A 13,913-nucleotide genomic window follows, 5' to 3' on the forward strand; every position below is an offset into this window, starting at 1 on the left:
TGAGCAACCAGGATCTACATCAGATCAATATCTGAAAAATTTCGTTTAAAAAAGGACTTTAAAAGTCCTTTCGATTAGGCGTGAGCACTATTATTACAAGGCGGTGTAAACAAAGTACCATCTAAGCGGATCATTCCAAAGCCGTAGGTTTTATCACGACCAATACCATTGAGCCATGCTGTTTTAAATATCTCTAAATCCCCAACAGTCGCACTAAATGAAATATCTATGGTCTGGACTGGAATATTCAAAATGCTGAGCTGTGGTCCACATTGTTGCTCAATTATAGTGACATCCAATAGACCTTTGCTACTAAGAGCGTTTTTGGTGAATTCGGCTGCTTCATCTCCAGTTAGATTTTTACGCTTCTTACCTGAATTGCCTTTGGGTTTTTCGCCGTGGACCGAAATGTATTCTTCAATTTCTTGGCGGTTAAAGCTACATTCACGGTTAAGAGGAACCATGATTTTTCCAGTGATTTGCTGACCGTGCGAAATTTCAATGTATTCTTTGGCCATTGGGATTTTGACGTCCGATACGCACGTTCTTAAATAGATGTGCTTGCCATCTGTAAAAAATATGACTTTTGCGGAACAGAATGTCTCGACCTTATTTCGTTTAAACATTTCTCTAAAAATGTACTTGAACAAGTTCTTTTCATTTTCAGGATGTGTAAGGGCAAAACAATTGGCTGTTAGTTTTATGTTATTCAGACTCATTTCGATATCCAGTTTTCTATAAACAGCATTATTAAGAACCATTGCCTTTAAATAGCGCCTTATTGACAATAAGGGTATTATTCAGCATTTATAAACGCTAAAAGTAACTTCTATGTGCATTTAACAAAAGTGGCTTATAATATACTTAAAACCCTCAAAATTGATATAGGAACACCAGTTTTGTGTGGAAGTAAAGCGTAACACTCATATTATGAAAACCAACCACAATTTATTAAACCTACACTTTAATGATACTTATTTTTTGTGTTGTAATTTTTTATTAAAAAAATATATGCTTTGCTGATTATTTTAAACTATTGACTGTATTTTAAGCTGTGCGTAAACTTTAAACGTTGTTTTGTACAATCCACACCTAGTTTGATCCTGTTTGGACGACTGAAAAATGAACATAAAGAATAGAACTACGTTGCAGTTTTATGAAGAACTGCAGTTGGTGTATGACCGTTTCAATGAAAGGCTATTCAAAAATGAATTACCAGATTGTTTGATTACGCTTCAACGTATCAACAAAAATACCGGTTATTGGTCTGAGAATAGATTTGCTTCGACAGAAGATGATACGGCGTATACGCACGAACTGGCCCTTAACCCTGATTACTTTGGCACCCAACCATTGCTTAACATTTTTAAATGCTATGCACATGAGATGTGTCATATGAAACAAAGCATTTTTGGTGAGCTATCTAAACGCTCATATCACAATGCTGAGTTTGCGACATTTATGCTTGAGATCGGTTTGATTATGACTGATGACGGCACAAAAGAAGGTCGCACGACAGGCGAGAAGATGACCGAAATCGTTGTACCTGATGGCTTGTTTATTCAAGTGTGCAATGAGCTTGTCGATGAAGGGCGTATCATCAAATGGTATGACAAGTACGCACCCAAAACGATTTCCAGTCTTGAAATGATTCAAGAGCAAGTGCAGTTGTTGGAGTCCATTCCGACTGCTTCTCCAAAGCTATTTCATATTGCCTTACTTGGCAATGAAATCAATTCAGCTTTGAAATCACCTAAAAAAGAGAAGCCAGTTGCCGAACCGTCAAAAGCACCAGATACCCTCACTGGATATGCCACCCCAACAAGTGATGAAGAAGAGGAAACGACTCCCACTACAATGAATCCCTTTGATGTAGCGATCGGACTAATCGACATATCAAATACCGCTGCAAACCTTGGCGGTTATTATCCAACGGCTTTTGATGAAGGTCCGCTAGATGATGACGACCAACCAATACCAGAACCTAAGATTGTTAAACTTTATAAGGGTGAACAACCAAACGGCGATGATAACGAGTTTATTGTACTCAAAGAAACTATGATCGGTGAAACACTCTATCAAGAGCTTGGTTTAGCCAATTTTGAAGAGCCTGAGCCTAAGCCTAAGAAACAGACTAGGGCATCTTTTGCGTGTCCTGAGTGTGGCCGTGGTGCAACGTGTAGTCCTACTTTTAGATTGTCGTGTACTGAATGTGAAGTTGAACTGGTACCGTCAAAATCCATTGATAAAAGCCAGGTGAAGAAAAACAAAAAGGCTGCTAAAGCTGACCAAGGGGATGCAGAATGAAAACGATTGAAGAGCTTGGAATTCTGTTTTCTTCACACAAATACCGTTTTTATAACGAAAAAGACTTACAACTCGCGATTGAGCAAATGTTTATTGCCAATGAGATTCCGTATGAACGTGAGGTTCGTCTATCAAATAAAGACATCATTGATTTTACTGTTGAGCTAGATGTCGGCAAGGTGGGTGTTGAATTAAAAATAGATGGTGCACGTAACGCATTATTGCGTCAGATCAATCGTTATTTAAGCCATGACAGCATAAAAGCGCTCTATGTGGTTGGTACACCGTATTGGGTGAATAACATTCCAATCCAACTGAACAATAAATTTATTTACCGCCATCGTATTTTAGTGGGGGTCTTCTAATGTCTAAATCTTACGGCACCATTTCTCGTCAAGAAAAAAACTGGCACATTGAATGTGAACCACATGTTAAAACACGACTTAAGCGTGTATTCCCACAAGTCAGCCAACATGCATCAAAATTTATTGAGTTAAGCGATACGCCGTCTAATTGTCACGACCTACTTTGGTTTATTGAACGTTATCCAATGCATGTTGATGATCTTAAATACATGAAAGCGCAATCTAAGGCTTATGTGTCGCTAAAAGAAGATATTTTGGATGTGATGGACTATAAACGTCCGATCAAAACATTTGATCTTGCTGTGCCTCCATATGAGTATCAAAGAGCAGCTGCAGATCTACTACTTAATGTTAAAGGTTTGCTCTTGGGGGATGATTTGGGCCTTGGCAAAACAGCGAGTGGAATATGTCCGATGATTCTACCTGAATCGCTCCCGGCGCTTTTTGTGACAATGACACATCTTCCAATGCAAATTAAGAATGAAATTGAACGCTTTGCTCCGCACCTAAAATGTCACATCCTAAAGAAAGCATCGCCTTATCCATTGCACAAAGAAGGTGAAGCAGCACCCGATGTCATTATCACCAGTTATTCAAAGTTGAACGGTTGGGCTGAATATCTTGCCGGAAAGATTAAGTACGTAGTGTTTGACGAGATCCAAGAGTTACGGACTGGCTATACATCGCAAAAGTATTCCGCTGCTAAACTCATTAGTGACCAAGCTGAATTACGCCTCGGTCTATCAGCTACACCGATTTATAACTACGGTGATGAATTCTACAACATCATTGAAATATTGCGTCCAGATAGCTTAGGTACCGCTACTGAATTCGCTCGTGAGTGGTGTTCACAAGAAAAACGTATTAATGATCCTAAAGCGTTTGGGATGTTTTTACGTGATGAAGGTCTAATGTTGCGCCGTACTCGAGCAGATGTAAATCGAGAGTTACCGCCAGTACAAATCATCCCTCAATATGTCGAAAGCGATCCTAAAGTACTGGATCAAATTAAGGGAAAGGCAATGGAACTGGCAAAAGTAATTTTAAGCTCTACTCAGGAATTCCAAGGGCAAAAGCTTCGTGCGACAGAAGAATTCAATATTATGATGCGCCAAGCAACAGGTATCGCCAAAGCGCCGTATGTCGCTGAGTTCGTGCGTATGCTTGTTGAGTCTGGTGAATCAGTCATGCTTTATGGTTGGCATCGAGATGTGTACAACATTTGGTTAGAACGCTTGGCTGAATTCAATCCTGTTATGTATACAGGTACGGAAGGACCTGCAGCTAAGGAACGTTCTAAACAAGCATTCTTGAATGATGAAAGCAAAGTCTTCATTAGTTCATTACGTTCATCTGCCGGGCTTGATGGCTTGCAGTACCACTCAAAATGCAAAACATTTGTGTTTGGTGAGTTGGATTGGTCGCCTGGTGTTCATGATCAATGTATTGGTCGCTTAGACCGTGACGGTCAAATCAAACAGATCTCGGCATATTACTTGTTGGCTGATTCGGGTTCAGATCCAATTATTTCTGATGTCTTAGGCATCAAAAAAGGCCAGTTGGAAGGAGTTAAAAACCCGAATGGCGAATTATTTGAACATTTAATTACGGACGGTGGCGGTATCAAGCGCTTAGCCGAACACATACTGAATAAGAAAGTAGCTTAAGAGAAACTTTATGACTGAACTTTACCTAGCTTGTTTTAGAGATAATGTCGGCTCAAATATTGGGTGGCCTGGTTTTAGTTGATCAAGCGCACGTATATACTTTAGAGCAAGCTCAGGTAGTATGGGATAACGCACGGTCCATAGATCAACCGATCGCCGTGCACCACGTTCGCAAACATATAGTATGAAAGGTGGACTATCAATATATCCCCTCGATCTCACAAATAGATGATCCTTATATCAAGTATGTGGCGCTTGAAAAGGATAATTTAGGTTTATTGTGCGATGGAAATTACGTCTTTTGGTTGGGCTTTGCCACGGGCAAAACCAGTACAGATCTTCCTTCTGCTACAAAACTTCGGTATGGCCAGGCCCTTTCGTTAAAAGATCGTTATATTCTTCTTCCTTTTGATATAGCCGATGCACATAAACGACCATGGTGCTATTTATGAATATTGAAATGCTTTTGTGTATGTCCAACTTAAATTGACCAACAAATTAGGTTCTTTATCCATAGCGAATAGATCTGAATAAACATTAAAGTTTTTACCCAAAAATGCATTGTGTAAGAAGTGAATAAGGTCTAGATCCACGTAGTTAACCGTAGACACAATCTTTAAGTATTCAGACAAAGCTTTAAACATCGATGTTAGCTCTGCGATGGCACGGCTAAACCGCTGTTCTGATTTATGCTCTCTATATTTTTCAAAGCCATTTTTCAAAATCCTTTTGAGCTCTGCATCATCAAATGGAATATTTGAATAAAACTCACCAGTACTAAGATCTCCAAAATTAGACATAAAGTTATCAATCACGGGTAATTTACGTTCTAGAGATAAGCGCTGCGTTGATCTGATTAATTTAATGAATGAATAGAAAAACGGTAAGAAGCGTCTGTAGTAATCATAAATGACCTCTGCAAGCTTACGATCGCGAACATCAGCATTGATGGCTACACATTTAGGATATTGCGTAACAAAATTGGGTTTCTGCAGATAAATGGTTAGGTCCTTAAACACCTCAGCACCATTTAGGCGATTAGATTTAAGAAATGACCAATCTACCAAGTCATAATCAACTGCACGAATCTCTCTTAGATTTAATTCATCAAACTTAAAGTTGAGTAGGCGTAGGTAATCTACAAAATTAGCCAAGTACCATGGCTGAGTTTTATTGATGTTGTATTCAGGATGACTATCAATGTCCAAGTGATTTAATAAATTGGTCCACGACTTGTCAATTCCAGCCAAATTAACTTGTTTGTCTATTCGATCAGGGGTAAGCATAGTAATCCCAATTGTATATACTAATTCGTAAGAAATTAGATACATTGTATCAATAATTCCTAGAATAAATATTCTTTTAAATTTTTTATCAATTCTAATTCGCCACACAACAAAAATGCTTATTTACTGAGCTAAAAACTTATATCCAATTATTTAAAACCCTATATAATTATTTTAATACTCTAATTCGAGTGAGTTGTTATGATTAGTGATCCAATCGAAATCGCAAAATTAAAACAAAGCATCTTAGATTTAAGAAACAATATTTTTCCTCCACAAAACCTTTTAACGGTTGATGGATTACCAATTTATTATGGTGAGAAAAAGTTTGTTGATGAATATCTTGCACAATGGATGGACTTTTATCAAAAAGCATTAGAACTTTCTAATCCTTTTGGTGATCCTATTGATTTGTCCGAAATAAATGAAATTCATTTGCCTGTGCATTTTAATTTGCCCGTGTTTGCTCGTAATGTCACTCGCATGATTTTAAATAAAACACTGGCCAAGGAATCTATTACTTTTCGTTCAAGTGCAGATCTGTTTGAGAAGTGTGGATACTTCAATCGTGAATATACGGATTTAATTTATGAGTACTTTGATCGTGATGAAGATAACGTATTGGTCGGGCATCGACCGTATAACGATATTCGTGCGTACTTGTTTTATGCCGGCGATGAAGAGCGTCATCGCACGAGATTTTATAACTCAGGCCTGGTGCTCGGTTATCCCGAAGGTTGGAATAGCATTGAGATCTTAGATAATCGTAACAACACCCGAAAACAGCGTAGTGATGCTTATACAAACCCTTTAGCGAAAAATAACACATGGTTCATCTACAAGAAGCTGTAATTAGCCAAAGCGCCGTGCGAGATCGCAATAGAGCCTTGGATCTATTGAAGTGGATCGCGATTGTGACCATGGTTATTGACCACGCATCAATATTATTTCCTCAATATAATCTGTTGTTGAGGACGATTGGCCGTTGGGCTTTTCCTATTTTTTGTATCATGCTTGCATTCAATTTGAACCAAGCTATTTCTAAAAAGAAAACCCATACATTAAAAAACTATTTTAAAAATTTGGCGTTGTTTTGTGTGCTATCAGAAGTACCGTATCAACTATTCAACCAAGAGCCATTTACAACACTGAACGTCATGCCTACGTTGCTTTTAGGATTTTTGCTTGTTGTATTGGGGGAATCTAAACATAAATATGCAACGCTGCAGTTTGTCTCTCTGTTAGTCGTGACCACATTGCTATCTAATTTTATTATGTATAGCGTGTGGGGCGTTTTATTAATTGTATTCCTGTATTTATTCTTTAAAACAACCAACGTTCGTTCTAAGAAATACGGTAATCCTCCCATAAATAACCGAAGTTAAAAGTAGAGGTTAAGCAGCCATTAGAGGAGGCCTTCCTTTGTTTGCTTGGTGTGGTCTTTCATGGTTATAATGCCACAGCCAATTTGTTGCATAATCTTGTACTTCATCTAAAGTATCAAATAAATGTTTGCTCAGCCAACTATAACGTATGGTTCGATTATAACGTTCAATATACGCATTCTGTTGTGGTTTACCTGGTTGAATATATTCAATACGAATATCGTGTTCAGTTGCCCAGCGTACAAATTCATGACTGATAAATTCAGGTCCATTGTCACATCGGATCACTAACGGTTTTTCTCGATATTCAAGTAACTGATTGAGTGTTCGAATCACTCGCATTGCTGGCAATGAGAACCCCACCTCAATCGCTAAACCTTCACGTCGGTAATCATCAATCACATTCAATAATCGGAACTTACGACCATCAGCAAGCTGATCGTGCATGAAATCTAATGACCAAACCTGATTTGCACGGATTGGCTCTTTTAGTGGTTCTGGTGCATGCCGTTTCAGCCTTCTTCTTGGTTTAATGCGCAGATTCAGTGCCAATTCACAGTAAATACGGTAAACACGTTTGTGGTTCCAGTGATGGCTTTCAACATGACGTAGATAAGAGAAACATAGACCAAAGCCCCAATCTGTATTTTCTTCAGTCAGTTCAATCAGCCGTTCTGCAATAAGAGCATTATCATCACTAAGTTTAGCCTGATAACGGTAGCAGGTTTCACTGATTCCAAATACAGTGCAAGCCAAACGAATACTAATGGCATATTGGGCAACTGCCTGCTGTGCCATCTTACGTCGGCAAGATGGCTTTACCACTTTTTTGACATCGCTTCCTGGATAATTTCTGCTTTTAATCGCTCTTCAGCATACATCTTTTTAAGTCTAGCATTTTCTGATTCCAACTCTTTCAGCCGCGCCATCAATGAGGTATCCATACCCCCATATTTGGCACGCCATTTATAAAACGTGGCATTACTCATGCCGTGTTCACGACAAAGGGCTGCTACAGGTGTGCCAGATTCCGCCTGCTTCAAGATGGACATGATCTGGCTGTCAGTAAATTTAGATGTTTTCATGCAGAATCTCCTGCTCGTATCTTAAGAGAAAATTCTACTTTTAGATCTTATTATTTTTAGGGGGGATTACCATACTTTTTAATGATCAGCGTCTTGCTCACTTCATTGGCCAACATTTTCAACTGGTTGATTGGTGGCTACTATACGGATATGACTACATATTCTTTGGCATTCTCATTTGCTGTCAGTAGCGCCATTGCAACGTATATTGGTGCACAATTCCTACTGAAAGGACAGCACATGAATATACCTTTTGAATTACCGCCAGTGGGGAAGTGGGCGTACTGGTTCTATCCAGTACATCTCGTAATCATTTGGATTCTTTTTAAATTTGCATAATAAATTTAGGCACAAAAAAAGCACCAAAGTATTTACGACTAAGGTGCTTTTTTATTGCTTAATCAGCGTTATTCGCTAGATCCAGCATCTAAACCGAATGAGCTAATTTCTTGCTGTCTTTCTTGCTCAGCTGCTTGTTCTGGTGAAGCTTGTGGAGTAGGTGCACCAGCTTGGTTATTTTGTTGATCATATTGATTCAGCAATTGCTTTAATGCTTCAGGATCTTGAGCAATTTGATTCGCAATTTCTAATGTTGGGTCCTGTTGTTTTTTACCAGCAACATAACCAAAAATAGCCAAACCAATGAAAGCAGCGAAGAAAGTGGCAAGTACGATCAGTACAAACTTACCAATAACGCTACCTTTGAAGCGTTCAAACCAAGTTTCATCTTCATAGTGGTAAGGTTGGTTAATGTTTTGGCAACCATCACTAAATGCATCCATCCACGCATTACGAACCAATTGTTTAATTTGTTCTGTTTGCGGTAAATGACCTTTTTTAGCCACGTTTACCTTGATTTTTGGCTCTGCTAATACAAAACGTTTTTCTTCACCATTACCTAGTGTATTAACGAGCTCTACGGTACCAGAACAAGTGAAATAACGACCAACATCATTGTTTTCTAAAGTATCAAAACCACTGATTTGTATTGTTAACTCTTTAAGATCGGCATTCGGGATTTTTATATTTTTAGGTTGACGATTCAAATCTTCAGAATCCGTATCAACTGAGATTGTTAAAAGGTCATTGTTACTAAAAATTGAAACAAGAGGGTCGTGAGATAGAATGTCTTTTTGCTTCTTAATTAAACTCACAATGTATCACCAGTTAAAATAGAAATTAAAAGTATTATATTTTAAAAAAGGTTTTTAGTGATAGTTTATTTTATGTTTAACGTAAAAAAGCCACTTTTAAGAAAGTGGCTTTTAGGTTTAAGGGTGATAGTTATTATTTATAAAATATTCCTTTTTAATTCTCTTAATCTCCATGCCTTTGTCTAAAAGCAATTTAAACTCATTAAAATCATCACGCATAAGCTTATGAACCTTTAATGATTTTTGACTCTTAGCTTTGATAGCACTGTTGTATTGTACTGCAGCAACCAGATCGTAATGCTTATTAAGATCCAAACCATAAAGTGATGTTAATTTTTCAGAAATATAATCAAATATAACGGTCAAACAGATGACCTTATTGTTAGTGTTAGTCAGTATCTCTTCTGGAAATTCATTATTTCCCGAAGCTGCACTGGCTAAACGTGCCCATTCTGTCATGGGTAGGGAACCATCTTCACCAATCACGTTGATTAAGTTGTTTAAAAAGATAAAGCGGTGATTAAAAAACTTCACTTTGCTTTTTTGCAAAATTCTAAATGTATAAACGTTTGCCCAATACACAACATAGTTTTTAATCTTTAGACCATTGATTGAGTCTTGCGTTAATAAATCTTCATTGGTGATGCCATGATATTGAGTTGCTTCTTCAGTGACTTGTTTTTTTGGCTTCCAGTAGCTCTCTTCAGCATTATAAAGATACTGAGCCTGTTCTATTGATGATGTGCGGCACTTTTTAATACGCGTCAAAATAGACGACTTAATAATGTCAGGCACATCAACTGGATTCTTGACTTTGGCGGTAAATTCCAGTGTGAGGAAACATAATGGTGCTGGCATAGCTTGGCCTTTCTAATATCCCTTAATTTATAACTTAAAACGTTCTATTTTCTGAATTGATATTCGCGAAATAAGGAACTAATTGCTTTTCTCGGTCATGAATGTATGCAGTTGATGACATATCCAATACCGCACCTGGTACATAAGTTAGGTTTAGATTGATATTTTCACCGTTACCATCGATCAAGACGCCATTAAACCGCGCTTTGTCTGGATCTCCTTTTACAAATAGCTGTTGGCCAACATAACCGGACAAGCTATTGATATAGAGGTTTTTCATTTTTTCCGAAGATTGCAAAGCATTTATATAGAGAAGATCCATAATTTTTTCTTCTCCATTTTGATTTCTAATTTTTACTGTTTTTGGACCAACAACATCCACAATTGTAGCAATCCATAAGTCATGATGTTCAACTTCCCAACCATTGTAGCGACTTTCAATCCAATCGGGGCTTAAGAGTCTTGGCTTAAAGGGGTAGGAGTAGATTTTGAATATTAAGATCGAAACCACAATTATGATTGGCAAGCCAAAACATATTTTTATTTTATGTTTCTTAAAAGCACTGTTAAACATAACCGTATATACCAAAAAATTTAAAATCATTTTAACTTAAAATAATAAGTTTGTATTGGTTAAAACCATTGATATATCAATTATTCATCACTGTTATAGGTATAACCATCATCACTACTGCGATCTTTACCTACTAATAATTCTTCAATACGCTTAGCTTCAGCTATTGTTCTGAGTGCATTTTCCTTTTTTTCTTGTCGTTCTGTATTTTCACGAATCGCTTCAAGAATCTCAGGAGATAAGGCCTTTTCAGGTTGTTGTTCTTGGGCTTCAGGCTCGGAAGCACTTGCTTCTTCAGCCTTTATAGGTTGGTCTTTTTTCTTAGGATCTACCAAGTCATAAAACACAAGTTCTTTTGATTCACTCGTTGCGGATTCGTCTAAAAACTTCTTTTCTTGACCTTTTAATGGATCTTGTTCATTTGGAGTATTAGAGTTATTACAGGCACTTAAAAGGGTGGAAATTAAAATAACCGTTGCGAAGTTAAAAAGGGTTTTAGACACGTTGAAAATCCTTTAATATAATAACGTATTCTACATAATAAAAGTCCGTAGGTAAAAGTATGTCTTCAGATAAAAATAGTTCTGATAGTGCTACACAAAAGGTAAATATTACCAATGAGGTTTTAGATGAAGCTGCCATTAAACAGGCAATTGAAGCTAATCAACCCCGTAAATCAGGTATTTTAAAGCGAGTCTTTTTTGATTTCGGGCGTAAAAGCCACTGGAGTTCAGCTAGAAAAGGGTTTTTACCGCATTTATCTAATATTAGATCAATGCTGTCGCCAACATGCCCCGAATGCGGTAAATCGATTTTAATGCATGACAACAGGATTCCACGTTCTTATAAAGGCAACGTGAATTGGGTATGTGCACACCCTTTATGTGAATATGAAATTGTCGCACCTAACAATTTTAAACAACTGAAAAAACTCATTGCTAATACTCACTACCCAAGAGGGCAAGAACGTTTAGCTTCAATGAGTAATGATGAAATAGACAAGCTTATTAAAAACCATCAGTTTTCTTCTTATTTGTATTTAGCATTATCTATGTTTACAGGCTTGTACGTAGTTTATATGTTCTTTAAAGCGCTATATCCAATGCTTGTTGTACCAGGTGTATTATTGGTGTTTTATCTATACATGGTTAGCATCAATTCAGCTTATCGTGCATGGCAAGTCCGTACTGGTCTTTTATTCTTACCGAATTCGCCATTCTTGGCATGGTTCCGCTATGCGCCAAAAAAATATAGCTTATCGTGGTATGACGGCAAAAACCCATTGCCAGTTGAAACACTGAATAAGTTAGCTGACCGTAAACAGCACCTAATCGACAATTTCAACAACAACGATAAAGGTGCTGATTAATATGCTGTTAAAACCAACGCTATTTGCGACTCTATTAGGATCAAGCGTTGCTTATGCTCAATTGCCTCAAAGTTCTGAGGCTCTAGGTTCATATGCAAACCATGTCAATTCTAATGGATCAAGTACACCATATCGACCATTTCAGGTCATGACCAACACTCAGCAAGAAACGGCGCCAGCAAAGCAAAGAGGCTTTACGAGTCGTTACTTGGGCGTGAAGTACACACCGAAAAAAACTGAAGAAACTTCGACTAGCACTGAGCGCACGGCAGTTGCACAAAATGGACCACAACCTAGTGGCCAGCAAGCACCAGCACCACAACAACAACCCGTTCGCCAGAATATCCGTCCTGTTACTTATACCTATCCAACTACGCAATACAATCAAGCGAGTGCATCTTACGATTAAACCGTACCGGGTAGAGTCGCTACTTTGAGTTGTGTTATTCATGCTGCGCGGTCAGAAGGTGTTCCGCTGTATGTTTTATTGGGTATACATAGCAAAGAGCGTGGTACCAATGGACAAACAGTGCAAAACAAAAACCTTTCATTGGATATGGGGCAATTCCAAATCAATACCATACACTTTAAACGTGGCGGTATGTTTGAAAGTTATAACAGCCATTATGTGCGTACTGATGGATGTCTGAATGCGCGACTTGCAGCCAAGATCTTGCGAAATCGATTAGCCACAAAACCGTCAACCGATTTTTGGGTTAGAGCAGCTGCTTACCATTCATGGACGCCATCTTTTAATGCGATATATCGCAATGGCACGGCGAAACAACCTGGTTTAGTTGCGTATGCACTTCAATGGAAAAACTGGCTTGAGAGAAAGGGGATAAATCCTAACTAATCAGCTAAATATATTTTTTAAGAAAAAAATTCCAGTTATGTAATGCGATATAATTTACCTATTCTTTACCCACTAAGGATTCAAAATGAACCTTAATACAACTTTAAAAAGTTTAGCTTTAACCTTATCCATGTCTGTTGTTGCTACTGCAGCTCAAGCCGATTTTGTTGGCAAAGTTGTACGTATTTCTGACGGCGACACTATCACCGTTTTAAACAACAACAATGAGCAGATCCGTGTTCGCTTCAACCAGATTGATGCACCAGAAAAGAGTCAAGCTTTTGGTCAGAAATCGCGTCAGAACATCAGTTTCTTGCATGAAACGATTGTGTATGTGCAAGAAAATAGTAAGGACCGCTACGGTCGTACTCTTGGTACCATTTTTCAGATGCGTACAAACCAAGTGCCTAACTTAAACATCGTGAATAGTGTTAACTATAAGCAAGTTAAAGATGGCTATGCATGGGCTTATCGTGAATATCTCAAAGATAAAATTATTTTGAGTGCTGAAAGCAACGCACGTTCTCAACGCCTTGGTTTATGGGCTGATCCAAACCCTGTTTATCCAAGCCAGTACCGTCACAATAAGTAATATTGATGAACGGTGAATTAAATACCGCTAAAGCCGTAGCGGTATTAAATAAATATGTACTGCAACAACAATGTGGTAATCGTATGGAACTGCAGTTTTTCAGTGAAGAACTGCAAGCTCAGATTGAAGCTCTCAGCTTGGCTTCTGTACGAAATGAGTTGGTTACTCAGTTGGCAAATTTGGGAAAATGTCTTTGTGATGAAAAGTTGGTGAATTGTTCAGCCAACGCAAATTACTCAGAAGTGGCAATAGATTTCCTTGAAATGCACTTAGAGTCGCTGGAAGGGCGACAGTTCAAAGAAGGTTTTATATGACATCTATTGTCATATCCACGGAATCCAATTAATCACCAAAACAGAACAAGCCACTAAGCTATTTAGTGGTTTTTTAATGGGTTAAATTAAATATTTTCATC

At 37.9% G+C, this 13,913-nt stretch carries 18 protein-coding genes; 11 read left to right on the plus strand and 7 right to left on the minus strand.

Going from position 1 to position 13,913, the window contains the following annotated elements; translation table 11 throughout:
• Positions 1-74: 74 nt before the first annotated feature.
• On the minus strand, positions 75-719 hold the full coding sequence (locus ACTL4S_RS12245) for a type I-E CRISPR-associated protein Cas6/Cse3/CasE (protein ID WP_207778890.1): 645 nt from the start codon (positions 717-719) through the stop codon (positions 75-77).
• Positions 720-1,122: 403 nt separating this feature from the next.
• On the opposite strand from ACTL4S_RS12245, the gene ACTL4S_RS12250 reads away from it, so the two are divergent.
• From ACTL4S_RS12250 to ACTL4S_RS12260, 3 genes are read left to right on the plus strand one after another with little or no spacing between them, the layout of a single operon-like run.
• Positions 1,123-2,307, plus strand: a complete 1,185-nt coding sequence (locus tag ACTL4S_RS12250) for a SprT-like domain-containing protein (protein WP_441299438.1) — start codon at positions 1,123-1,125, stop codon at positions 2,305-2,307.
• A complete protein-coding gene (locus ACTL4S_RS12255) occupies positions 2,304-2,672 on the plus strand; it encodes a hypothetical protein (RefSeq protein WP_005006108.1) in 369 nt (122 codons plus the stop codon). Before ACTL4S_RS12250 ends, ACTL4S_RS12255 begins: the two co-directional genes overlap by 4 nt.
• Positions 2,672-4,339 (plus strand): SNF2-related protein, encoded by a 1,668-nt coding sequence (locus tag ACTL4S_RS12260; protein ID WP_129717107.1) that lies wholly within the window; start codon positions 2,672-2,674, stop codon positions 4,337-4,339. Before ACTL4S_RS12255 ends, ACTL4S_RS12260 begins: the two co-directional genes overlap by 1 nt.
• 446 nt (positions 4,340-4,785) lie before the next feature.
• On the opposite strand, the gene ACTL4S_RS12265 is transcribed toward ACTL4S_RS12260, so the two are convergent.
• Positions 4,786-5,625 carry a hypothetical protein gene (locus tag ACTL4S_RS12265; RefSeq protein WP_227504986.1) on the minus strand — a complete coding sequence of 280 codons (840 nt, stop codon included), beginning with the start codon at positions 5,623-5,625 and terminating at the stop codon, positions 4,786-4,788.
• A gap of 201 nt (positions 5,626-5,826) precedes the next feature.
• On the opposite strand from ACTL4S_RS12265, the gene ACTL4S_RS12270 reads away from it, so the two are divergent.
• A complete protein-coding gene (locus ACTL4S_RS12270; protein ID WP_024160879.1) occupies positions 5,827-6,477 on the plus strand; it encodes a hypothetical protein in 651 nt (216 codons plus the stop codon).
• Positions 6,453-7,010, plus strand: a complete 558-nt coding sequence (locus ACTL4S_RS12275) for a TraX family protein (RefSeq protein WP_441299439.1) — start codon at positions 6,453-6,455, stop codon at positions 7,008-7,010. The genes ACTL4S_RS12270 and ACTL4S_RS12275 overlap by 25 nt, the downstream gene beginning before the upstream one ends.
• A gap of 9 nt (positions 7,011-7,019) precedes the next feature.
• Here the strand turns inward: ACTL4S_RS12275 and ACTL4S_RS12280 are convergent.
• Positions 7,020-8,095 (minus strand): IS3 family transposase gene (locus ACTL4S_RS12280; RefSeq protein WP_441299440.1). Its coding sequence is split into 2 segments (ribosomal slippage): positions 7,020-7,843 and positions 7,843-8,095, totalling 1,077 coding nucleotides; the frame shifts between segments, so codons are not numbered across the junction.
• Between the two features lie 81 nt (positions 8,096-8,176).
• Between ACTL4S_RS12280 and ACTL4S_RS12285 the strand changes: the two genes are divergently transcribed.
• Positions 8,177-8,434: a hypothetical protein gene (locus ACTL4S_RS12285; protein WP_441299441.1), complete on the plus strand. Its 258-nt coding sequence runs from the start codon at positions 8,177-8,179 to the stop codon at positions 8,432-8,434.
• A gap of 68 nt (positions 8,435-8,502) precedes the next feature.
• Here ACTL4S_RS12285 and ACTL4S_RS12290 read toward each other — a convergent pair whose 3' ends face one another.
• The 4 genes from ACTL4S_RS12290 to ACTL4S_RS12305 form a co-directional block, all read right to left on the minus strand.
• Positions 8,503-9,249 (minus strand): hypothetical protein, encoded by a 747-nt coding sequence (locus tag ACTL4S_RS12290; protein WP_024160881.1) that lies wholly within the window; start codon positions 9,247-9,249, stop codon positions 8,503-8,505.
• Positions 9,250-9,366: 117 nt separating this feature from the next.
• Positions 9,367-10,107, minus strand: a complete 741-nt coding sequence (locus tag ACTL4S_RS12295; RefSeq protein ID WP_024160882.1) for a hypothetical protein — start codon at positions 10,105-10,107, stop codon at positions 9,367-9,369.
• 34 nt (positions 10,108-10,141) lie between these two features.
• The gene (locus ACTL4S_RS12300; RefSeq protein WP_024160732.1) at positions 10,142-10,681 is read right to left on the minus strand and encodes a hypothetical protein; all 540 of its coding nucleotides are present in this window, start codon (positions 10,679-10,681) and stop codon (positions 10,142-10,144) included.
• Between the two features lie 80 nt (positions 10,682-10,761).
• On the minus strand, positions 10,762-11,184 hold the full coding sequence (locus ACTL4S_RS12305) for a hypothetical protein (protein ID WP_024160731.1): 423 nt from the start codon (positions 11,182-11,184) through the stop codon (positions 10,762-10,764).
• A gap of 59 nt (positions 11,185-11,243) precedes the next feature.
• Here ACTL4S_RS12305 and ACTL4S_RS12310 point away from each other — a divergent pair, with 59 nt between their 5' ends.
• From ACTL4S_RS12310 to ACTL4S_RS12330, 5 genes are all read left to right on the plus strand, one after another.
• A complete protein-coding gene (locus ACTL4S_RS12310; RefSeq protein WP_024160730.1) occupies positions 11,244-12,050 on the plus strand; it encodes a hypothetical protein in 807 nt (268 codons plus the stop codon).
• Position 12,051: 1 nt separating this feature from the next.
• Positions 12,052-12,459 (plus strand): hypothetical protein, encoded by a 408-nt coding sequence (locus tag ACTL4S_RS12315; RefSeq protein WP_441299442.1) that lies wholly within the window; start codon positions 12,052-12,054, stop codon positions 12,457-12,459.
• 24 nt (positions 12,460-12,483) lie between these two features.
• Positions 12,484-12,906 carry a transglycosylase SLT domain-containing protein gene (locus ACTL4S_RS12320; RefSeq protein ID WP_275574255.1) on the plus strand — a complete coding sequence of 141 codons (423 nt, stop codon included), beginning with the start codon at positions 12,484-12,486 and terminating at the stop codon, positions 12,904-12,906.
• 85 nt (positions 12,907-12,991) lie between these two features.
• A complete protein-coding gene (locus tag ACTL4S_RS12325) occupies positions 12,992-13,498 on the plus strand; it encodes a thermonuclease family protein (protein ID WP_005006141.1) in 507 nt (168 codons plus the stop codon).
• Positions 13,499-13,503: 5 nt separating this feature from the next.
• A complete protein-coding gene (locus ACTL4S_RS12330) occupies positions 13,504-13,812 on the plus strand; it encodes a hypothetical protein (protein ID WP_024160884.1) in 309 nt (102 codons plus the stop codon).
• The last annotated feature ends 101 nt before the right edge of the window (positions 13,813-13,913 follow it).

Origin of the sequence: Acinetobacter lwoffii (assembly GCF_052078135.1) — a bacterium.
Lineage (GTDB): Bacteria > Pseudomonadota > Gammaproteobacteria > Pseudomonadales > Moraxellaceae > Acinetobacter > Acinetobacter lwoffii_Z.

Coding starts and splice junctions, on each gene's coding strand:
- ACTL4S_RS12245 (WP_207778890.1), bottom strand. CDS start 719: ATGAGTCTGAATAACATAAAACTAACAGCCAATTGTTTTGCCCTTACA.
- ACTL4S_RS12250 (WP_441299438.1), top strand. CDS start 1,123: ATGAACATAAAGAATAGAACTACGTTGCAGTTTTATGAAGAACTGCAG.
- ACTL4S_RS12255 (WP_005006108.1), top strand. CDS start 2,304: ATGAAAACGATTGAAGAGCTTGGAATTCTGTTTTCTTCACACAAATAC.
- ACTL4S_RS12260 (WP_129717107.1), top strand. CDS start 2,672: ATGTCTAAATCTTACGGCACCATTTCTCGTCAAGAAAAAAACTGGCAC.
- ACTL4S_RS12265 (WP_227504986.1), bottom strand. CDS start 5,625: ATGCTTACCCCTGATCGAATAGACAAACAAGTTAATTTGGCTGGAATT.
- ACTL4S_RS12270 (WP_024160879.1), top strand. CDS start 5,827: ATGATTAGTGATCCAATCGAAATCGCAAAATTAAAACAAAGCATCTTA.
- ACTL4S_RS12275 (WP_441299439.1), top strand. CDS start 6,453: ATGGTTCATCTACAAGAAGCTGTAATTAGCCAAAGCGCCGTGCGAGAT.
- ACTL4S_RS12285 (WP_441299441.1), top strand. CDS start 8,177: ATGATCAGCGTCTTGCTCACTTCATTGGCCAACATTTTCAACTGGTTG.
- ACTL4S_RS12295 (WP_024160882.1), bottom strand. CDS start 10,107: ATGCCAGCACCATTATGTTTCCTCACACTGGAATTTACCGCCAAAGTC.
- ACTL4S_RS12300 (WP_024160732.1), bottom strand. CDS start 10,681: ATGTTTAACAGTGCTTTTAAGAAACATAAAATAAAAATATGTTTTGGC.
- ACTL4S_RS12310 (WP_024160730.1), top strand. CDS start 11,244: ATGTCTTCAGATAAAAATAGTTCTGATAGTGCTACACAAAAGGTAAAT.
- ACTL4S_RS12315 (WP_441299442.1), top strand. CDS start 12,052: ATGCTGTTAAAACCAACGCTATTTGCGACTCTATTAGGATCAAGCGTT.
- ACTL4S_RS12325 (WP_005006141.1), top strand. CDS start 12,992: ATGAACCTTAATACAACTTTAAAAAGTTTAGCTTTAACCTTATCCATG.
- ACTL4S_RS12330 (WP_024160884.1), top strand. CDS start 13,504: ATGAACGGTGAATTAAATACCGCTAAAGCCGTAGCGGTATTAAATAAA.